At 70.8% G+C, this 20417-nt stretch carries 20 protein-coding genes; 12 read left to right on the top strand and 8 right to left on the bottom strand.

The annotated features are described in order from the left end of the window. Positions 1–101 precede the first annotated feature (101 nt). Both AB0G28_RS06275 and AB0G28_RS06270 read left to right on the top strand, forming a co-directional pair. Positions 102–803 (top strand): ABC transporter ATP-binding protein, encoded by a 702-nt coding sequence (locus AB0G28_RS06275; protein ID WP_361083509.1) that lies wholly within the window; start codon positions 102–104, stop codon positions 801–803. Then, positions 800–3055, top strand: a complete 2256-nt coding sequence (locus AB0G28_RS06270) for an ABC transporter permease (protein ID WP_361083506.1) — start codon at positions 800–802, stop codon at positions 3053–3055. Before AB0G28_RS06275 ends, AB0G28_RS06270 begins: the two co-directional genes overlap by 4 nt. Positions 3056–3161: 106 nt before the next feature. Here AB0G28_RS06270 and trmB read toward each other — a convergent pair whose 3' ends face one another. The 6 genes from trmB to AB0G28_RS06240 form a co-directional block, all read right to left on the bottom strand. Then, positions 3162–3857, bottom strand: a complete 696-nt coding sequence (trmB, locus tag AB0G28_RS06265; protein WP_361083504.1) for a tRNA (guanosine(46)-N7)-methyltransferase TrmB — start codon at positions 3855–3857, stop codon at positions 3162–3164. A gap of 9 nt (positions 3858–3866) precedes the next feature. Beyond that, entirely contained in the window at positions 3867–4418 is a 552-nt protein-coding gene (locus AB0G28_RS06260) for a hypothetical protein (RefSeq protein WP_361083501.1), read from the bottom strand. Between the two features lie 177 nt (positions 4419–4595). Next, a complete protein-coding gene (locus AB0G28_RS06255) occupies positions 4596–5351 on the bottom strand; it encodes a hypothetical protein (RefSeq protein ID WP_361083498.1) in 756 nt (251 codons plus the stop codon). Continuing rightward, on the bottom strand, positions 5348–6265 hold the full coding sequence (locus tag AB0G28_RS06250; RefSeq protein ID WP_361083495.1) for an ATP-binding cassette domain-containing protein: 918 nt from the start codon (positions 6263–6265) through the stop codon (positions 5348–5350). Before AB0G28_RS06250 ends, AB0G28_RS06255 begins: the two co-directional genes overlap by 4 nt. A 112-nt stretch (positions 6266–6377) precedes the next feature. Next, a complete protein-coding gene (locus AB0G28_RS06245; protein WP_361083492.1) occupies positions 6378–7130 on the bottom strand; it encodes an ABC transporter permease in 753 nt (250 codons plus the stop codon). 17 nt (positions 7131–7147) lie between these two features. Continuing rightward, a complete protein-coding gene (locus AB0G28_RS06240) occupies positions 7148–8086 on the bottom strand; it encodes an ABC transporter ATP-binding protein (RefSeq protein ID WP_361083490.1) in 939 nt (312 codons plus the stop codon). A gap of 197 nt (positions 8087–8283) precedes the next feature. Between AB0G28_RS06240 and AB0G28_RS06235 the strand changes: the two genes are divergently transcribed. Further along, on the top strand, positions 8284–8871 hold the full coding sequence (locus tag AB0G28_RS06235; protein WP_361083488.1) for a TetR/AcrR family transcriptional regulator: 588 nt from the start codon (positions 8284–8286) through the stop codon (positions 8869–8871). Then, positions 8868–9779 carry an SDR family NAD(P)-dependent oxidoreductase gene (locus AB0G28_RS06230; RefSeq protein ID WP_361083486.1) on the top strand — a complete coding sequence of 304 codons (912 nt, stop codon included), beginning with the start codon at positions 8868–8870 and terminating at the stop codon, positions 9777–9779. The genes AB0G28_RS06235 and AB0G28_RS06230 overlap by 4 nt, the downstream gene beginning before the upstream one ends. A gap of 1 nt (position 9780) precedes the next feature. Here AB0G28_RS06230 and AB0G28_RS06225 read toward each other — a convergent pair whose 3' ends face one another. Both AB0G28_RS06225 and AB0G28_RS06220 read right to left on the bottom strand, forming a co-directional pair. Further along, positions 9781–10437 carry a response regulator transcription factor gene (locus AB0G28_RS06225; protein ID WP_361083484.1) on the bottom strand — a complete coding sequence of 219 codons (657 nt, stop codon included), beginning with the start codon at positions 10435–10437 and terminating at the stop codon, positions 9781–9783. Continuing rightward, on the bottom strand, positions 10434–11600 hold the full coding sequence (locus AB0G28_RS06220; protein WP_361084135.1) for a sensor histidine kinase: 1167 nt from the start codon (positions 11598–11600) through the stop codon (positions 10434–10436). Before AB0G28_RS06220 ends, AB0G28_RS06225 begins: the two co-directional genes overlap by 4 nt. 140 nt (positions 11601–11740) lie before the next feature. On the opposite strand from AB0G28_RS06220, the gene AB0G28_RS06215 reads away from it, so the two are divergent. The 8 genes from AB0G28_RS06215 to AB0G28_RS06180 all read left to right on the top strand — a co-directional run bounded on the left by AB0G28_RS06215 (position 11741) and on the right by AB0G28_RS06180 (position 20372). Continuing rightward, a complete protein-coding gene (locus AB0G28_RS06215) occupies positions 11741–13315 on the top strand; it encodes a dynamin family protein (protein WP_361083482.1) in 1575 nt (524 codons plus the stop codon). Between the two features lie 59 nt (positions 13316–13374). After that, positions 13375–14022, top strand: a complete 648-nt coding sequence (locus AB0G28_RS06210; protein WP_361083480.1) for a hypothetical protein — start codon at positions 13375–13377, stop codon at positions 14020–14022. A gap of 43 nt (positions 14023–14065) precedes the next feature. Beyond that, a complete protein-coding gene (locus AB0G28_RS06205; protein WP_361083478.1) occupies positions 14066–14545 on the top strand; it encodes a hypothetical protein in 480 nt (159 codons plus the stop codon). After that, the gene (locus AB0G28_RS06200; protein WP_361083476.1) at positions 14542–15156 is read left to right on the top strand and encodes a TetR/AcrR family transcriptional regulator; all 615 of its coding nucleotides are present in this window, start codon (positions 14542–14544) and stop codon (positions 15154–15156) included. The genes AB0G28_RS06205 and AB0G28_RS06200 overlap by 4 nt, the downstream gene beginning before the upstream one ends. An 18-nt stretch (positions 15157–15174) precedes the next feature. Then, on the top strand, positions 15175–15561 hold the full coding sequence (gene grpE / locus AB0G28_RS06195; RefSeq protein WP_361083475.1) for a nucleotide exchange factor GrpE: 387 nt from the start codon (positions 15175–15177) through the stop codon (positions 15559–15561). After that, positions 15558–17396 (top strand): dynamin family protein, encoded by a 1839-nt coding sequence (locus AB0G28_RS06190; protein WP_361083473.1) that lies wholly within the window; start codon positions 15558–15560, stop codon positions 17394–17396. Before grpE ends, AB0G28_RS06190 begins: the two co-directional genes overlap by 4 nt. Positions 17397–17497: 101 nt before the next feature. Further along, positions 17498–18199, top strand: coding sequence for a hypothetical protein (locus AB0G28_RS06185; RefSeq protein WP_361083472.1), 702 nt, complete (start codon positions 17498–17500; stop codon positions 18197–18199). A gap of 349 nt (positions 18200–18548) precedes the next feature. After that, positions 18549–20372, top strand: coding sequence for a phosphoenolpyruvate carboxykinase (GTP) (locus AB0G28_RS06180; RefSeq protein WP_361083470.1), 1824 nt, complete (start codon positions 18549–18551; stop codon positions 20370–20372). Positions 20373–20417: the final 45 nt, after the last annotated feature.

Here is a 20417-nt window from a genome sequence, read left to right as displayed (position 1 = left end):
GATGCGGGCCCCGGCGTGACTGGCCTTCTGCCCGAAGTGGACATCCCCCGGTCTCGGCGAAGCTCATCGGCACCAAGATCCGAACCGACAGGGAGAACCTCGTGGACCCGAACCCTCCACAAGCGACGCACGGCTCGGTGCTGTCCGGCCGCGGCCTGGTGAAGCGCTATGGCGCGCAGTACGCCTTGGCCGGCATCGACATCGACATCCAGCCGCGGGACGCCGTCGCCATCGTCGGGCCGTCCGGCTCGGGCAAGACGTCGCTGCTGCACGTCCTGGCCGGCATCCTCCGGGCCGACGACGGGCAGATCTTCCTGGCGGGACAGCGGATCGACCACCTCGGCGAGAAGAAGCGCAGCGAGCTGCGGCGCACCGAGTTCGGGTTCGTCTTCCAGTCGGGGATGCTCGTCGCGGAGCTCTCGGCCGAGGAGAACGTCGCGCTGCCGTCGCTGCTGGCCGGGCTGGGCCGCAAGGAGGCCATCGAGGCCGGCCGCGTTTGGCTTTCGCGGCTCGGCCTGGCCGGCAAGGAACGCCGCCGTCCCGGTGAGCTGTCCGGTGGCGAGGCCCAGCGCGTCGCGATCGCGCGGGCGCTGACCCACCGGCCGAAGGTGATCTTCGCCGACGAGCCGACCGGTGCGCTCGACACGCGCACCGGCCGCGAGACGATGGACGCCCTGCTCGGCGCCGCCCACGAGACCGGCGCGGCGGTGATCGTGGTGACCCACGACCGCGAGCTGGCCGAGTCGATGCCGAAGACCGTCGCCATCCGCGACGGCCTGATCGCGACGAGGTTGGCGGCGTGAACTCGCTCCAGATCGCCCTGCGGGTGCTGCGGGTCGACCGGCGGACCCGGACGTCGGCGATCCTCACCGCGATCGGGGTGGCCGTCGCGACCGGGCTGGTGCTGCTGCTGGCGACGCTGCCGTTCGCCACCCAGCACCGCGAGCAGCGGGCCCTCTGGCAGGGCGAACAGTTCTACAGCCGCGGTTCCGACGGCCCGGCCAAGCTCGTCTACGCCAGCTCCAAGGACTTCTTCGACGGTCAGCAGATCATCCGGGTCGACGTCGCGCTGACGCCCGGCACGACCGCGGCCGGGATCCCGCTGCCCGCCGGTGTCCCGCAGCTGCCGGGGCCGGGCGAGACCGTCGTGTCGCCCGCGCTCGGCCGGTTGCTGCAGGCCCACCCGGCCGCGGAGCTCGGCGACCGGTTCGGCAAGCCCGTCGGCGCCATCGGCGAGGACGGCCTGCGGTTCCCGGAGCAGCTCGTCGCGCTGACCGGGCACACGCCGGACGCCATGCCGGAGAACTCCTCCCAGATCGCGGCCTTCCCCAGTGGGAAGGCGAGCCCGGACTCCCTGCTCATGCTGCTGTCCTGGGTCGGGATCATCGTGCTGCTGGTGCCGAGCCTGGTGCTGGTCGCGTCGTCGGCCCGGCTGACCGCGGCCCGGCGGGAACGGCGGCTCGCCGCGATCCGGCTGGCCGGGGCGACGCCGGGGCAGGTCACGAACATGGTGGCCGCCGAGACGACGTTGTCGGCCGGCATCGGTGCCGTCCTCGGCCTGCTGATCAGCCCGGCACTGCACGGCCTGGCCTCGTTCGTGCCGTGGGCCGGCGGCACCTGGCTCGCGTCCGACTTCGCGCTGCCGGTCGGCCTGACGGTGTTCATCGTCCTGGCCATCCCGGTCCTCGTGGTGCTGGCCGGGGTGCTCGGCCTGCGCCGCGTGCTCAAGAACCCGCTGTTCGCGACGGGCGGCCACACGAAGAAGCCGTTGCACTGGTGGCGGCTGCTGGCGCTGCCCGCGGCCGGGCTGTTCTTCCTCGTCGCGGTGACGACGGCGAAGGACTCCGACAGCGGCGGCATCGGCATGGTCATGGCGGGGCTGTTCCTGCTGGTCGGCTCGGCCGCGATCGTCGGGCCGTGGGTGACGTCGGCGGTCGGCGGCACGTTCGTCCGGATCTGGCGGCGCCCGTCCGCGCTGCTCGCCGGCCGCCGCCTGCGGGACGACCCGAAGGGCGCCTACCGCGCGTCCGCCGGGATCGTGCTCGCGGTGTTCACCGGGTCGATGGCGCTGACGCTGCTGCCGACGTTCGAAGCGATGGCCGGTGGCGGACGGTCCTTCGCCGACTCCGTGCTCTACGTCGACTCCGACGGCCAGCACGCGGGCAAGATCGTCGACCAGGCCAACGCGGCCCTGCAGAAGTACGGCCAGGCCGAGAAGGCGGTCGCCGTCGGCGAGGTCTACCTGGTCCGGGGCACGGCCCCGAACCGGTACGGCCACAAGGCGCTGGTGATGACCTGCGCCGACGCCGTCAAGCTGACCCGCTTCGGGCTCAAGCCCGAGAACTGCACGGGCGGTCCGGCCGTCTTGGGCGACTCGGCGCTCGACCTGGCGCAGTACAAGCTCGCCACCAACTGGGAGGGCGAGGCGGTGGCCCCGAAGTCGGGAACGCGGGTGGAAGCCGTCCACTACCCCGACTCCGACCTCTCCGGCACGTTCATCGTCGACCCCGCCGCGCTGCCGGACGGGTTCGCGCTGAAGGACGTCACCGTCGTCGCGCCGACCACCGACGCGAACCGCGAGATCGTCCGGACGGCCCTGGCCGGGCCGGCGGCGGGCGCGGAGATCGGCAGCCGGGACCAACGCCTGTTCAACCAGCAGAGCGAGCTGGGTGACCTGCGCCGGGTCACGGTGATCGGACTGGTCGCGGCGGGGATCCTGGCCGGCTGCAGTGCCGCGGTCGCGACCGCGGGTTCGGTGATGGACCGCCGCCGCACCTTCGGGGCGCTGATGGCCGCGGGCACGCCGGTGCGGGTGCTGGCGAGGGCGTTGCGGATGGAAGCCGCGCTGCCCGCATTGGTCGCCACCATCGGCGCGGGAATCGTCGGGGTACTGGTCGGCGTTGGGCTCTACAGCTTGGTCGATCCGCGGGGCATCGTCATCAGCCCGTGGCTCCTGGCACCGGTGGTGCTCGGGGTCGGGGTCGCCCTGCTCGGCGCGTCGGTCTGCACGCCCGCCCTCAAGCGGGTCCAGGCCGAACCGCTGGCCGACGAATAAGGCGTTCGCCCCTCCGGTCGGGGGAGGGGCGGATACCGGGGGTAGTGAGCTGAAGGGGACTTTCTCCGTAGGGGATCCGGAGGAAGTCCCCTTCAGCGCTCTTGAATCAGCGCCGTTCGAAGATGAGGTCGTGCGAGACGCGGCCTTCGACGTCCGCGCGCTGCTCGAACTTGGTCACCGGGCGCCACTCCGGCCGCGGCGCCCAGCCGTCGTACCGGTTCCGCAGGGCCGGCTCGGCCGAGCAGACCTCGAGCATCTGCTCGGCGTAGTTCTCCCAGTCGGTCGCCATGTGGAAGGTGCCGCCCGGCGCGAGCCGCGACGCCACCAGCGCGGCGAACGACGGCGACACGATCCGCCGCTTGTGGTGCTTCTTCTTCGGCCACGGGTCGGGGAAGAACAGGCGGACGCCGTGCAGCGAGTCCGGCTCGACGTGCTCGGTCAGCAGCACGACGGCGTCGCCGTGCAGCAGCCGCAGGTTCTCGACGCCCAGCTTTTCGGCGCGCAGCATCAGCTGGCCGAGGCCCGGGTCGTAGACCTCGACCGCGACGTAGTTCAGCTCCGGCGCCGCGGCGGCCAGCTGCGACGTCGTTTCGCCCATGCCGGAGCCGATCTCGACCATGACCGGCGCTTCGCGGCCGAACCACGCGGTGAAGTCGAGCGGCCCCTCGGGCAGCTCGCCCACCGTGCGGCCCAGCCGCGGCCAGTGTTCTTCCCACGCCCGCTGCTGCCCGACGGTCATCCGGCCACCGCGCTTGACGTAACTGACCACGCTGCGCAGCCGACGTCCGTCCTCGTTTTCCACCCGCCGAGGTTAACGAACGGCTTCGATCACCCCGAGACGCGACCGGAGTCCGGCGAGCCCGGCGATCGGGATCGGGTCCGGCGTCGGCCCGGTGTGCGCGGGCAGGACGTCGATCCAGCCCGGGTGCCGGTCGGTGTTCATCACCGTCGTGGGAATCGCATGACCGGATTTGCCCCGTTCGGAAGGCATGAACTCCCAGTAGCCGGATTCGCCGTCCGCGGCCCACGGGACGAATTCCCAGCCCGGGCGCCTGCCGAGCAGTTGCGCGATCCGGTCCTCGACGCGGAAACCCTGTTCCCGCGAATCGAGCTTGCCGTCCGCGACCGCGCGCAGCCACCACGGCGCGGGGATCGGTCCCGCCATCCCGGCCGAGGCGCGGAACAGAGCCAGGACGCTGTCTTCCGGCGCGCGGTGCACCCACGCCCGGCGGAGTTCGGCGGGCGTCGCCGCCGTCATGGCGGCCTGCGGGAGCTCGATCGCCCGCGACCACTCGAGGTCCAACATCGGTTCGAGCCGGGGGGCGTCGTCTTCGACGCGGGCTCGCGGAATGGTGCCACCCAAATCTTGCCCGGTATCCACCGTCAAGGATCACCTCCAGGGGGAGTTCAGACGGTTCCGGTGCGCTCTCTTACGAATCTTGCCTGGTCATAGCAGTATGTCCGGTCGCTGTGAGGGAAGCCACAGCTGTTTCACCTTTTGTTAACACAGTTTTTTGAGGTATTGAGACGACCGTCACCCTCACGCGTCACGTCGTGCCGTGACGAGCACGCCGGCGACGAACAGGGCGACGCAGATCGCCGCGAAGTAACCGAGGTAGCCCCACGGCCCGAGCGGCGCGGACGGCAGCTGCAGGGGGCCCGTGGCGAAGCCGGCCGCGCCGACGAACTCGTCGGCGGCGTGGAACGGCATCCACTGGTAGATGTGCTTGCCGATGCCCGGGATCAGGACCAGTACGCCTTCCAGGATCTGCGTCCACACCAGGACGACCGTCAGCGCGAAGGCGACACTGCGCAGCAGGAGCGCGACGCCGACGCCGGCCACCGCGGTGAACAGGAACGCCAGGCTCTGCCCGAGCACCGAGCGCCACGCCGCGGCCGAGTGCAGCGCGAGATCGGCGTCCGGCTGGATCAGTGACGCGAGGCCCCACGAGCCGAAGCCGATGACCAGGCCGAGCACGGTGCCGACCGCGCCGACGACCACCACCTTCGCCACGAGGGCGGGCACCCGGCTCGGCACCGCCTGGAACGTCAGCCGCATGGTGCCCCAGTTGAACTCCGACGCGGTCGCGAGCACCGCGAGGACGAGCAGCACGGTCCGGCCGTTGCCGCTGGCGATCTGGGTGTTGCCGACGGTCGCCGGGATTTCCGGCCCGGCCAGCCCGAAGAACAGCGCGGTGAAGCCGAGCGGGGCGATCAGCGCGATGGCCAGGCACCACCACGGCGCACGCGTGCTGAACAGCTTGATCCGTTCGGCGCGGAGGAGGTTGGTGATCATCGGGCAGCTCCCGGGGAAGACGAGGCGGGGAACTCGACGGCGTCGCGGGTGAGATCGAGGTAGGCCTGCTCGAGCGAGCCGGTGATCGGCTTCAGCTCGTGCAGCGTCGCGCCGGCGTCGAAGGCGAGCTGCCCGATCCGGTCACTGTCCAATCCGGACACGATGAACGCGCCGCCGTCCTCGGTGAACTCGGCCTGTCCGGTCAGCGCGGCGCGCAGCTGGTCCGCGTGGGGCGTGCGCACGCGGACGCCGTGTTCGCTCGTCCGCGCGACGAAGTCGTCCATCGTGCCCTGGTAGATCAGCCGGCCGCGGCCGATGACGACGAGGTCCTGCGCGGTCTGCGCCATCTCCGGCAGCAGGTGGCTGGAGACGAACACGGTCCGGCCCTCGCCGGCGAGCATGTGCAGGAGCTGCCGGATCCAGGCCATGCCCTCGGGGTCGAGGCCGTTCACCGGTTCGTCGAACAGCAGCACGCGCGGGTCGCCCAGCATCGCCGCGGCGATGCCGAGCCGCTGCTGCATGCCGAGCGAGTACTGCAGGACGCGGTTCTTGGCGACGCTCGTCAGCCCGACCAGCGTCAGCACCTCTTCGACGCGCTTGTCCGGAATGCCGTTGGTCGCGGCCAGCCAGCGCAGGTGATCGCGCCCGCTGCGGCCGGGGTGGCGCCAGGTCGCGTCCAGCATCGCGCCGACCGTCCTGAGTGGATCTTTCAGCTGCCGGTACGGGACCCCGTCGACGAGGACCGTGCCCGCGTCCGGCGTGTCGAGACCGAGGATCAGCCGCATCGTCGTGGACTTGCCGGCGCCGTTCGGGCCGAGGAACCCGGTGACGCGCCCGGACCGCGCGGTGAACGTCAGCTCGTTGACCGCGGTCGTGGCGCCGTACCTCTTGGTCAGTGCGGTCGCTTCGATCATGGGCTCCCCCGTCCGTTCGATGGCGAGCCTACTGGGAAAACACCGGATCCGGGTCGCCCCCCGACAGCGCGACCCGGATCCGGTGTTTTCCCCTTTTTTCCCTGTTCCCCCGTTACGCGTCCCGCTTCTTCGCGACCCCGAGCGCGACGAGCAGGAACACGATGGCGATGCCGGCGAAGTAGGCCAGCGCCCAGCCCGGGCTCAGCGGCGAGTCCGACGCCGGCGGGCCGTCACCCCCGACGGCGGAGCCGCGCAGGAACTTGTTCGCCACGTTGAACGGCAGCCACTCGTGGATGTGGTGCCCGACCTTCGGGATGAGCTGCACCAGCTCTTCGACGGCCAAGTAGTAGATGAGCAGCAGGGCGATCGCGCCGGCGCTGTGCCGGATGAGGATCCCGAGCGCGACGGCGAGCACGGCGGCGACCGCGAACACCGGCCCGAGCCCGGCGACGTTCATCCAGTCCTGCGTGGTGTGCAGGCCGAGGCCGTCGTTCGGCCGCATCAGCATGCTGAGGCCGAGGGCGCCGAACGCGGCGATCTCGCCGATGACCAGCGCGACCAGCGCGACGACGATCGCCTTGGCGATCAGCGCCGGCGAGCGGTGCGGCACCGCCTGGAAGGTCGTCCGGATGGTGTTGAAGCGGTATTCGGTGGTCACCGCGAGCGCGGCGAGCACCATGACGACGGCGATGCCGAACTGGGAGCCGCCGAACTGGGTGGCGGCCACCGAGACCGGCTCGTCGGCGGGCGACGCGCCGGAGAAGATGGCGGCGAAGCCGATGGCCAGGGCCAGGGTGATGAGCGCGCACCACCACGGCGAGCGGGTGCTGAACAGTTTGATGCGTTCGACCGCGAGCAGGTTCATGATCTTGGTTTCCCCGGTTACTTGGCGGACTCGAGCACGTGCTGCGCCTCGGCGTCGAGACCGGTGTGGTACTCGACGGAGTCGCCGGTGATCTGCATGAAGGCCTGCTCGAGCGAGCCGGTCTGCGGGCTCAGCTCGTGCAGCACGATCCGGTTGGCGGCGGCGATCTCGCCGATCTTGTCGCTGTCCATCCCGGACACCACGAGCGCGTTCGCTTCATCGACGACCCCGGCGCTGGCGCGCTGCAGGGCGTCCCGGAGCTCGGCCAGCTGCGGCGAGCGCACCTTGACCGTGTTCTCCGCCGCGCGGGCGACGAAGTCTTCGGTGGACGACTGCGAAATCAGCTGCCCCCGGCCGATCACCACGAGGTTGGTCGCGGTCAGCGCCATCTCCGAAAGCAGGTGGCTCGAGACGAAAACGGTGCGGCCTTCCTCGGCCAGCCGGTGCATGAACTTCCGGATCCAGAGGATGCCCTCGGGGTCGAGGCCGTTCACCGGCTCGTCGAACAGCAGCACTTCGGGGTCGCCGAGCAGGGCGGCGGCGATGCCGAGGCGCTGCGACATGCCGAGCGAGAACCCGCCGGCGCGCTTGTTCGCGACACTGGTCAGGCCCACGATCTCGAGCACCTCGTCGACCCGGGCCGCCGGGATGCGGTTGGCCTTCGCCATCCACAGCAGGTGGGAGCGCGCCGAGCGGTTCGGGTGCACCCACTTCGCGTCGAGCAGCGCGCCGACGGTGCGCAGCGGCTCCTTGAGGTCGTGGTACTTCTTGCCCCCGATGGTGACCTGGCCGCCCGTCGGGTTGTCCAGGCCCAGGATCATGCGCATGGTCGTGGACTTGCCCGCCCCGTTCGGGCCGAGGAAGCCGGTGACCTGACCCGCGGCCACGGAGAACGACAGGTTGTTCACCGCCAGCGTTTTTCCGTACCGTTTGGTGAGGCCGGTTGCCTCGATCATGACTGCTCCTCTTCCGCCCCTCGCTTACGACGCGTTCATCGTCGCGGGTCGGGGGCGGTTCGCGCGTCACCCTGGAGGCCGAACCCCTCCCCCTACCTGAGTAGTACCTTGCTGGCTCTTCGGCCGATGCGCGATCCGTGATGACCCTGAGTCGACCCTGATTCGACGTCATTAATGAACTGTGGTTCAATAATGAGGTGGCCCGGCCGAGGAGCATCACCGACGAGCGGCTGCTGGGTGCGGCGGAGATCGTGATCGGCCGCTGTGGCCCCGGTTTCACGCTCGCGCAGGTGGCCGCGGAGGCGAATGTTTCGGTCGGCACGGTTGCGCAGCGCTTCGGCTCGAAGAGCGGCCTGCTGCAGGCGATGAGCCGGCGGGCCACGCGGCGGGCGGTCGAGCAGATGCGGGAGTGCGCCGAGCGGGCGGACGACCCGGTCGACGGCCTGCGCGCCGCGGCTGTGTCGGTCTACGCGGTGCTCGGCGACGCCGAAGAGGCGGCGAACCACCTGGGTCAGCTCGGCGTGGACATCGGCGACCCGGTGCTGCGGGCATTGCTGGGCGAGCACTTCACGGCGGTCGAGGAAGAACTGCGGCGGCTGGTGCGGGCGGCGGCTGGATCGCTGCCGAACGCGCCGAGCGTGCCGCGGGCGGCCCGTGCGGTGCTCGGCGTGATCAACGGGGTGTCGATCGACTGGTCGATCCGGCCGCACGGGCGGCTGGCCGACCGGCTGGCGGAGGACGTCGACGCGGTGCTTTCCGCGTGGCGCGGACGGGAGGACGCATGAGTTTGCAGGGCAAGGTCGCGGTGGTCACCGGGGCGACGAGGGGCTGCGGCCGGGCGATCGCGGTGGAGCTGGGCCGTGCGGGCGCGACGGTGTACGTCACCGGCCGCACGACGCGCGAAACGGTGTCGCCGATGAAGCGCCCGGAGACGATCGAAGAGACGGGCGAACTGGTCGAAGCGGCAGGCGGCAAGGCGGTCGTGGTCCGCTGCGACTTCACCTCCGTGTCCGATGTGGACGCATTGAAAGCCCGCATCGAGTCCGAAGTGGACGGAATCGACATCCTGGTCGACGACGTCTGGGGTGGCGACATGTACTTCCATTTCGACGCGCCCTTCTGGGAGACACCGCTGGAAGACGCGCTGAAGCTGACGCACAACGCGCTCGACACGCACCTCATCGCGTTGCACAAGCTGCTGCCGCTGGTGGTCGCCCGCCGTGGCCTGGTCCTCGAGGTGACCGACGGTGACAACGACGACTACGTCGGCGCAGGCCTCCCTTACTACCTCGCCAAGTGCGGCATCCGCGCGCTCGGCCGGGCCCTCGGCGTCGAGCTGAAGAAGAACGACTGCGTCGGCCTCGCGGTGACGCCGGGCTTCCTGCGCTCGGAGTCGATGCTGGACCACTTCGAGGTCACCGAGGACAACTGGCGCGACGCGGTCGGCAAGCTCGCCCCGGTCGACTTCAAGATCTCCGAGACGCCGTACCTGCTGGCCCGCGGCGTCGCGGCCCTCGCTCAAGACCCCGAGGTCTCCCGTTTCGCCGGCCGGACTTTGGCGTCCTGGACCCTGATGAAGGAGTACGGCTACACGGACATCGACGGCGACCGCCCGGACTTCGGCCGCTGGCTCACCGAAGTCCGCCACGCGGGCAAGGACCCGGCGACCACCCCGCCGGACGGCTTCCGCTGAGTCAGCCGAGGCCGGGGCGGGCGAGGCCGGTTTCGTAGGCCAGCACCACCGCCTGCACCCGGTCCCGCAGCTCCAGCTTCGCCAGGATCCGCCCGACGTGCGTCTTCACCGTCGCTTCGGACAGGAACAGCGCCTCCGCGATCTCCAGGTTCGACATGCCCTTCGCGATCAGCACGAGCACCTCGCGCTCGCGGTCGGTCAGGACGTCCAGCTCGGCGGTGTCGCGCATCGGCGAGCCGCCCGAGCCGACGAACCGGTCCAGGAGCCGGCGGGTCACCGACGGCGACACCACCGCGTCGCCCGAGGCGACCGCGCGCAGCGCCGACACCAGGTGGTCCGGCTGGGTGTCCTTGAGCAGGAACCCGCTGGCCCCGCCCTGCAGTGCCGAATAGACGTACTCGTCGAGGTCGAACGTCGTCATCACCAGCACGCGTGCGGTGCCGGCGGCGACGATCCGCTTGGTCGCCTCGACGCCGTCGAGCACCGGCATCCGGACGTCCATCAGCACGACGTCGGGGCGCAGTTCCTCGGCGAGCTTGATGGCCTGCGCGCCGTCGCCCGCTTCGCCGACGACGTCGATGTCGGCTTGTGCGCCGAGCACCATCCGGAAGCCGACGCGCATCAGTTCCTGGTCGTCGACGACCACCACACGGATCACTGGTCCAACCTAACCGGCAGGGCCGCGCGGACCTGCCATCCACCACCGGGAGCCGGGCCCACGTCGAGGGTCCCGCCGTACACGTGCGCGCGTTCGCGCATGCCGATCAAGCCGTTCCCGCCGGGCACCGAGAGCCGCGGGTCGCGCCGTCCGCCGGCCGGCGTCAGCTGCGGGACGCGGCCGGCGCCGTCGTCGGACACCAGCACCTCCACCAGGTCGCCGGTGCGGTGCACCCGCACCGCCGCGGTCGCGCCATGCCCGGCGTGCTTGAGCGTGTTGGTCAGCGACTCCTGCACGATCCGGTAGATGCCCAGCGAGACGCCGGCGGGCAGTTCGCCGAGCTCGCCGATCTCCAGCTCCACCGGCACCCCGGCCGTGCGCATCCGGTCGGCCAGCTCGGCGAGGGCGTGCGCGTCCGGCTGCGGGACGCGGGGTTCGCCGTCCGCGTCGTCGCTGCGCAGGACGTCCAGCAGGCGCCGCAGTTCGCCGAGGGCACCCCGGCCGGTCTCGGAAATCGTTTGCAGGGCCCGATGAGCGAGCTCGGGGTTGCTCTGGATCGCGTAGGACGCGCCGTCGGCCTGCACGACCATGACGCTCACCGCGTGCGCGACGACGTCGTGCAGTTCGCGCGCGATCCGGCCGCGCTCTTCGGCCACCGCGATCCGGGTGGCCTGGTCACGTTCGGTCTCGAGCAGGTGCAACCTGGCCTCCACTTCCACGTCGTAGGCGCGCCGGGCCCCGACGAACTCGCCGAGGGTCCAGCACAGGGCGATGCCGAACGCGAGGAACAGCGCCGACAGGATGACCTCGGACGCCGGACCCAGCGCCAGCTGCAGGGCGGACCCGGCGACGACGGCACCGACGTACACGAGTCCCTGCCGCCGTCCGGCGTAGACGACGACCGAGTAGATGCTCATCGCCAGCCCGGCGATGCTCGCGATGCCCAGCTCCAGCGTCGAGTGCACGACGCCGATCACCAGCACGACGTAGGCCGACCACAGCGGCGACCGCCGCCGGAACACCAGCGGCAGCACCATCGCGAGTTCCACCGGCACGCTGACGTACCAGGGCGGCAGCCCGACGGCCTCGTCCAGGCCGCCGGCGGCGAACAGCAGCAGGTCGAACAGGCCGAGCAGGATGGCGAGCACCGAGTCGCCCGCCATGGGGTGGGCACGCATCCAGAGGCTCAGCCGTCGCACGAGACAACACTAGGTCGCGCCGTGAAGATCGCGCGTCGGTCGGCGGTACCACCTTCGGTGCGACCTGGGGATGAGCCGCATGGCACGATTCAGGGGTTGTCCGTATGACGGGGAGGGGGGCCGTGACGTCACCGGAGCAGGGCCGGCTCGCGGGTCCGCTGTCGATGTCGGTGGCCAACCTGTGTCACCGCCTGCAGCCGCAGGTCTCCGCACGCACCGCCGCCGGGTTCGCCGAGGTGCTGCGCCGGCTCGGCGCGCCGCTGCAGGTGGCCGTCGCCGGCCGGATCAAGTCGGGCAAGTCCACGCTGGTCAACGCGCTGATCGGACGCCGGGTCGCACCGACGGACATCGGCGAGTGCACGCGGCTGGTGACCCGGTTCCAGTACGGCACGGTCGACCGCGTCGAGATCGTCTTCACCGACGGCCGCAAGCAGGTGCTCCCGTTCGCCTCCGACGGCATGATCCCCGCCGAGCTGGGCGTCGACATCGACCAGGTGTCGCACATCGAGGCGTACCTGACCAACGCCGTCCTCCAGGGCATGACGGTGATCGACACCCCGGGCCTCGGCTCGCTCGACGCCGCGTCGGTGTCCCGCACCGAGCAGCTGCTAGGGGCGGCGAAGCACCGTAAAGAGGAAGAAGGCTCCGACGAGCTGGACGACACTTCGCGCAACGCCGTCGCCGGCGCCGAAGCCGTCCTGTACGTCGTCACCCAGGGCGTGCGTGCGGACGACCAGCAGGCCCTCGCCGCGTTCACCGCCGCCACGGCGAGCCGCGAGGCCGGCCCGGTCAACGCGATCGCCGTCCTCAACAAGGCCGACACCATCGCGCCCGAGTCCGTCGAAGGCTCCGGCGGCGACGTCTGGAAGGCCGCGACCCTGCTCGCCGAGAAGCAGGCGTCGACGCTGAAGCCGCGTGTCGCCGACGTGCTGCCGGTGATCGGGCTGATCGCCGAGTCCGCCGAGTCCGGCGGGTTCACCTCCGCCGACGCCGAGGCCCTGCGGCAGCTCGCCGAGCTCGACGACGACGTCCTGCAGACCATGCTGATCTCGGCCGACATCTTCACGAGCTGGGAGTGCGACGTCCCGGCGGGCACGCGGCTGCGGCTGCTGGAGAAGCTCGACCTGTTCGGCGTCGCCCACGCCGTCGAGGTCGTCCGCAAGGAGCCGGAGATCACCGCGGGCGCGCTGCGGCGTTCGCTGCTCGACGCGTCGGGCCTGGAGGCGGTGCGGCAGCGGCTGGCCGTGGTGTTCGCCGCCCGCGCCGACGGCATCAAGGCGGCCGCCGCTCTCGCCTCGGTCACCGCGCTCGCGCACGCCTCGGCCGACCCGGGCGAGCGCCAGCGCGTCCACGACGCCATCGAGGTCCTGCTCGCCAAGCCCGAGGCCCACCAGCTGCGGCTGCTCGAAGCCCTGACGCTGGTCGCCTCCGGTGCGGTCGACATGCCCGACGACCTCACCGAAGAGGTCCTGCGGGTGGGCAGCAACGCCGACATCGGCGCCCAGCTCGGCAAGCCCGGCGCCCCGCGCCAGGAGCTGGCCGCGCACGCCCTCGAACGCGCCGGCTGGTGGCGGTCCTTCGCGTCGTTCGGCGCGACGCCGGCGCAGAGCCGCGTCGCGCACGTCGTCCACCGGGCGTACTTCCTGATCTGGCAACAGGTCCGCGACCCGCAGGGGTGAGTTTGTCGCTCCGTGCCGACTTTCCCTGGTAGCCGCGTCTTCCCGCGTACTGTGGAAACGTGCAACGGGAATACACGACATCCTGGCGGGCGGGTTGGGGCAGCGAGACGGAGGTCGACGTCGCGCTGTACATCCGTGACGCCCTGGCCCTGTCCGTTTCCGAAGGACAGGTGCTGCCGCCGGTCGAGCCGCAGGTCCCGGTGCACATCCCGCCCGCGATCGACCGGGCGGCCGTCCAGGAGCAGTGGGCCGACTGGTGGGTCGACCTGCTGGCCTTCCTCCGCAACCGCGAGGACCCGGACCCGCGCAGCCCGCGCAACCGCTACGGCAGGCCGGCGCTCGCCCAGGGCTCGGCGATGCGGCAGGCGGTCGACTTCTTCGGGGCCCCGGCGGCGCGGCACTTCGCCAACGCGCGCGGTCCGGCCCTGCGTGGCGCGGGCGAGCCGTCGGGCGGCACCCCGTGGGCGCCCGGCTTCTACCGGCGCCAGATCGTGGCCGGCGAGCGGCTCCGGCAGCTGGTCCGCGAGGCGGAGGTGCGCCAGGGCCGGCACGCGTACCCGTTCCGCCTGAACGTCATCGAGATCTCGGTCGCCGGCTCGATCTGGCTGCGCACGGCCGAGGATCAGCTGCTCGTCTCCTCCCGCCTGGCCGAGGACGGCCCGGGCCTGGAGGCGGTCCTTCGCGAGGTGATCGACCAGCTGGTCTGACCCCGCTTTCATAAACCGAGTACGCGGTCTAATAATGGACCGCATGGAGACGACCGTCGACGAGCCGTCGTGGCTGCGCACCGGGTCCTGGGTCGGCTGCCCGCTCATCGGTGGCGCGCTCGGCGTGGGCGTCTGGGCCATCGCCGCCTGGGTGAGCGACCTGCCCGCGTTCCCCTTCCAAGGTGTGTTCAAGGTGCTCACGAAGCTGCCGCAGCCGTGGGCGACGCCGGCCGCGGTCGCCGGCGGGCTCGTGCTCGGCCTGGTGTTCGCCGCGATCTGGGCGCACGAACGGCTGGTCGTCACGGTGTCCCCGACCCGCGTCACGCTGGTCCGCGGTGACAAGACCCGGCGCATCGAGGCCGATCTCGAAGCCGTCTACCTCGACGGCAAGGAGCTCGTCCTGCGCACGACCGACGGCCGGGAGATCGCGCGCGAGAAGACCGACCTCCCGGGCCGCGAGCTGGCGCCGGCCTTCGCCGAGCACGGCTACCCCTGGCGGGACGAGCCGCCGGTCGAGCGATGAGGACCGTCGACCCGGCCAAGCACGCGGCCAAGCGCCGCGCGATCGTCGACGCCGCCGCGGGCTGCTTCGCCGAGAAGGGCTTCGAGCGGACGACGACGGCGGACATCTGCCGGGCCGCGGGCATCAGCTCCGGCAGCCTCTTCCACTACTTCCCCAGCAAGCGCGCGGTGTTCACGGCGATCTTCACCGACGACGCCGCCGAGACGGCCGAACGCCTCGAAGCCGCGGCGAAGACGGACGACCCCCTGGCGGCGCTGCTCGACGTCGTCACCGAGCTGGCCGGCCAGCTCGCGCACCCCGCGGTCGTCCGGCTCGTGCTGGAAGCCGCCGCCCAGGCCGCCCGCGACGACGAGTTCGCCCAGCTGATCCACCGCAACGACGGCGCGCTGCGCGACGGGCTGGCCGTCCTCATCGGGCGGGCCGAGGACGCCGGGCTGATCGACTCCGGCGTCACCCCGCGGGCGGCGGCCGGCTGGGTCGCCGGGCTGATCGACGCGATGATTTCGCGGGCGAGCCTCGACCCCGACCTCGATCTGGCCGCCGAGCAGGCGATCCTCCGGACGATCCTGATCCGGTTCCTTCGCCCGGTTTCGCCAACGGACGGCGCCTGAGTCCGCCAAACTGTCGTCATGGGCTGGTTTCGCAAGGACGGAACCGACAGCGGCTCCGTCGCGTCGGACACCGATGTGCACCCCTTGCAGCAGGTGAGCGACCTGGAGCGGGCCCTCGCGGACCGCCAGGCGCTGATCCGGATGTGCCTCTACGCGCTGGACCGCGCCCGCAGCGGCGGCGTCGTCGAACGCCTGGAAGAGGGGCTCGCCGCGATCGGCGTCCAGGCCCTGCGGCCGGACGGCGAGCGGTTCGACCCGGCCCGGCACGAAGCCGGCGGCGCGGTCCCGACCGAAGATCCCGCGCTCGACGGCATCGTCGCGGAAACCGAGGTCACCGGCTTCGCCGACCACGACCGGCTGCTGCGTGCCCCCATTGTCACCGTCTACGCGAAGAAGAACCCGTGAGCGCACCGACCGCGCCGAGCCTGCCCGCGCAGGTCGCCGCCGCGCGAGACCAGCTGCTGACCCTCGTCCGCGACGCCGATCCGGACGCCGCCAAGTGGGTCGAGGACATCCGGAAGGCGCGGCCGAAGAAGCCGGCCGTCGTGGTCGTCGGCGAAACGAACCGCGGGAAGAGTTCGCTGGTCAACGCGCTGCTCGCGATGCCGGGACTGTCCCCTGTGGACGCCGACGTCGCCACCGCCACCTACCTGGTGTTCGACCACGCGGACACCTGGGGCGCGCAGGCCTGCTACCCCGGCCAGCTCGCGCCCGTGCCGATCGACCTGGGTCAGCTGATCCACTGGGTGTCGGCCGCGCACGAGCTGCCGCCGGGGCAGATCCCGCCGCGGTACGTCGAGGTCACCGGTCCCGTGCCGCTGCTGGAACGGCTTTCGCTGGTGGACACGCCGGGCGTCGGCGGGCTCGACTCGATGCACGGTGAGCTCGCCAAGGAAGCCGCCGCGGGGGCGACCGCGCTGCTGTTCGTCGTCGACGCCTCGGCGCCGTTCACCTCGACCGAGCTGCGGTTCCTGCGCGAGGTCGGCGAGCGCGTCGAGACCGTCGTCTTCGCGCTGACCAAGGTCGACATGTTCCGCGGCTGGCGCGAGGTCATGGAGGCCGACCGGCAGCTGCTGCGCGAGCACGCGCCGCGGTTCGCGGACGCGGTGTTCCACCCGGTGTCGGCGCGGATGTTCGAGACGGCGGCGAAGGCGCCCAACGAGCAGATGGCCGCCATGCTGCGGGAAAAGTCCGGCATCGCGGCGGTGCAGACCGCGCTGCAGGAGCTGCTCGTCGGCCGGTCCGCCATGCTCGGCGAGGCGAACACCCTGCGTGCGCTGTCCAGCGCGCTGGGCGAGCTGAAGGCGAAGCTGCAGGCCGAGAGCCGGGCGCTGTCGGCGGGCGAGGCCGAGGCCGAGCAGCTGCGCGAACGCCGTGACCAGCTGCAGGCCGAGCGCCGGACGTCGACCCGCGGCTGGCAGCTGAAGCTGCGCGGCGAGGTGCAGCGCACCCGCGTCGAGGTCGGGCACGAGAGCAGCCGGCAGATGCGGGACGCGCAGACCCACTTCCGCCAGCTGATCGACGCGGCCAAGCGCGACGAGCTGGCCGCGCTGCCGCAGCAGGTCGACATCGCGCTGCAGACGACGTCGCAGCGGATCTCGATGCTGCTTTCGCAACGGCTGAACCAGGTCACCAACGTCTCGCTGGCGGAACTGTTCTCGCCCGAGGAGCTCGACGTCATCCGCGCGCAGTTCGCCCGGGCCGGCGGCCCGCCGGTGGTGCTGCGCCCGCCGGACAAGAAGCCGCCGACGGCCGAGGACAAGCTGCTCGTCTTCATGGGCATCTCGGGTGGCGTCGGGGCCGGCAAGGTGGCCGCGCTGCCGCTGGCCGGTGTCGCGATCCTGAACCCCGTCGTGCTGCCCGCGACGATCATCATCGGCCTCGGCGCCGGCTGGTGGATGGCCCGCACGCGCAAGCACGCGGCCGACAAGCAGCACATGAAGCAGTGGCTGGTCGAGGCCATCGCGGACGCCCGTTCGACGCTCGACCAGCTCGTCGCCGAGCAGCTCATCGAGGCCGAGCAGCAGCTGTCGATGGCCCTCGACGAGGCACTGGGCCGCCGCATCGACGCGATCGAGGGCGAGCTGAAGGAAGTCGACAAGACGATCAAGATGGGCGCGCAGGAACGCGCCAAGAAGATCGCGATCGTGTCGAAGCGGCTCAAAGAGGTCAGTGACGGCCGTGAGCGCGCCGAAGCCTTCCTGACCCGCATCCGCGCCCTGCGGGACAAGACCGCCTGACCCACGTCCGGTTGTGGAGCGGAACCGAACGGGCCTACGGTGAGTCATACCCTCCGACAGCAGGTCAGAGCGTGTTACCCGGTTCAAAGGGGGAAGTTCCCATGTGGGTCGACGAGAGTGGCGGCAGCGACACCGACGCCTCCAGCCCGGACGCGATGACCGTCCACGTCGACGGCCAGGAGTACCAGGCCGAGGTCAACTACGACGTGAACGACGACGGCGTGAACGACACCGCCATCATCGAGCACGACGACGGGACGTCCCAGGCCTTCATCGACACGAACCACGACGGCGAGGCCGACCAGTACGCCGTGCTGGACTCGACCGGGCACGTCGTCGACCAGGCCGTCTACGACGAGGCCAGCGGGCAGTGGGTGGAGTCGCACGGCAGTGGCCACGACGACTCGGGCACCGGCGGCCGGGACGCCGACTCCGGCGGCCACATCCACGCGGACATGCCGGACGGCGAGGTCGACGCGGGGGTCGCGACGATCGACACCGACCACGACGGGCACAACGACACCGCCATCGTCGAGACGAAGAGCGGCGGCACCATCGCCTTCACCGACAAGGACGGCGACGGCGAAGCGGACGTCGCGATCCAGACCGAGGCGGACGGCACGACCACGACGTTCGAGCACACCGGACACGGCCAGTGGACCGAAGTCTCCAGTGGACTGATGGACTCCGGGACCGAGAACGACCCGGCGGGCGACGCCGAGTGGGGCGGCGCGGGCACGCAGGTGCTGGAAGGCGTCGCGCGCATCGACTCCGGCACCGGGCAGTGGATTTCGCCGAACTGAAGTGACCCAGGTCATAGTTTGAAAGCCCGGGACGCGAGTCCCGGGCTTTCTTCATGTCTTCAATGAAAACGAGCAGGTCACGGCTGTGTCGCAGCGCACGGGAAGATTTTCAGCGAATACACCGATCAAGTGACTTCTGAATCGATTCCCTTATCGTTCTTGTGAGAGAACCTACACGTCAGCTCTCGGTTACTTGCCGGTCATGCGGCTACTCTCAGGGAATCCCAAATCGCGCACACCGGTTCGCCAGCCGGTGCGCGAAGCCATTCGGTCGCCGGCAAAGACGCCCGCACCGGGACAGCGTCGTTCCGGTGTGGGCTTCTTTTGTCGTCGGAAGTCAGGAGTAGAGATGACCGCAGTCGCCATCCCCGGACTGGACACCGCGCCGACGACGCACACTGGCGTGCTGTCCTTCGTCCGGGAGGTCGCCGAGCTGACCACCCCGGACCGTGTGGTGTGGGTCGACGGGTCCGACGAAGAAGCCGCCCGGATCAACCAGGAGCTGGTCGAGGCCGGCACGTTCGTGCAGCTCAAGTCGAAGCCGAACTCCTTCTGGGCCACTTCCGACCCGAACGACGTCGCCCGCGTCGAGGACCGCACCTTCATCTGTTCGGAGCGTCCCGAGGACGCCGGTCCGACCAACAACTGGATGGACCCGGCCGAGATGAAGGCCACCATGACCGAGCTGTTCCGCGGCTCGATGCGTGGCCGCACGATGTACGTCATCCCGTTCTGCATGGGCCCGCTCGGCGACGAGAATCCCAAGCTGGGTATCGAAATCACCGATTTCGCCTACGTCGTCGCCTCGATGCGCGTGATGACGCGCGCCGGCAAGGCGGCCCTCGACAAGTTCGTCGCGCCGGACGGAACCGAGCGCGAATTCGTGCCCGCGCTCCACTCGGTCGGCAAGCCGCTCGAACCGGGCGAGAAGGACGTTTCCTGGCCCTGCAACGAAACGAAGTACATTTCGCACTTCCCCGAGGAGCGCGCGATCTGGAGCTACGGCTCGGGCTACGGCGGCAACTCCTTGCTGGGCAAGAAGTGCTACTCGCTGCGCATCGCGTCGGTGATGGCCCGCGACGAGGGCTGGCTCGCCGAGCACATGCTGATCCTCAAGCTGATCTCGCCGGAGGACAAGGTCCACTACGTCGCGGCCGCGTTCCCGAGCGCCTGCGGCAAGACCAACCTCGCCATGCTGCAGCCGACCATCCCGGGCTGGCGCGCCGAGACCCTGGGCGACGACATCGCCTGGATGCGCTTCGGTGAGGACGGCCGCCTGTACGCGGTGAACCCCGAGTTCGGCTTCTTCGGCGTCGCGCCCGGCACCGACTGGCACACCAACCCGAACGCGATGCGCACGATCGAGAAGGGCAACACGGTCTTCACGAACGTCGCCCTGACCGACGACGGCGACATCTGGTGGGAGGGCATGGAGAACAAGCCCGCCCACGCGACGTCGTGGAAGCACCAGGACTGGACGCCGGACTCCGAGGAGAAGGCGGCCCACCCGAACTCGCGCTACTGCACGCCGATGTCGCAGTGCCCGATCCTCGCCCCGGAGTGGGACGACCCGAAGGGCGTGCCGATCTCGGCGATCCTGTTCGGCGGCCGCCGCAAGACGACGGTGCCGCTGGTCAACGAGGCCCGCGACTGGCAGCACGGCGTCTTCATGGGCGCCACGATGTCGTCGGAGACCACCGCCGCGGCGGCCGGCGCGGTCGGCAACGTCCGCCGCGACCCGATGGCGATGCTGCCGTTCCTCGGCTACCACGCCGGTGACTACTTCAAGCACTGGCTGAACCTGGGCAAGAACGCCGACGCGAACAAGCTGCCGAAGATCTTCTACGTCAACTGGTTCCGCCGCGGCGACGACGGCCGGTTCCTGTGGCCGGGCTTCGGCGAGAACTCGCGGATCCTCAAGTGGGTCATCGAGCGCGTCGAGGGTCGCGGCAACGCCGTCGAGACGCCGGTCGGGTTCGTGCCGCGCGCCGAGGACCTCGACACCGAGGGCCTGACCGAGCCGATCGAGGACATCCAGGCCGCCCTGGACGTCAAGCCCGAGGAGTGGCGCGAGGAGTTGCCGCTGATCGAGGAGTGGTTCGAGAAGATCGGCGACAAGGTCCCGACGTCGCTGCGTGACGAGCTGGACGCGCTGGCCCAGCGCCTGAGCTGAGCCGGCCGAGCCGGAAGGGGACGTCCCTCGGGACGTCCCCTTCCG

The organism is Amycolatopsis sp. NPDC021455 (assembly GCF_040640995.1).
Lineage (GTDB): Bacteria > Actinomycetota > Actinomycetes > Mycobacteriales > Pseudonocardiaceae > Amycolatopsis.
Note: the sequence above shows the minus strand (reverse complement) of the source record. Positions and strands in the feature narration are given on the sequence as shown.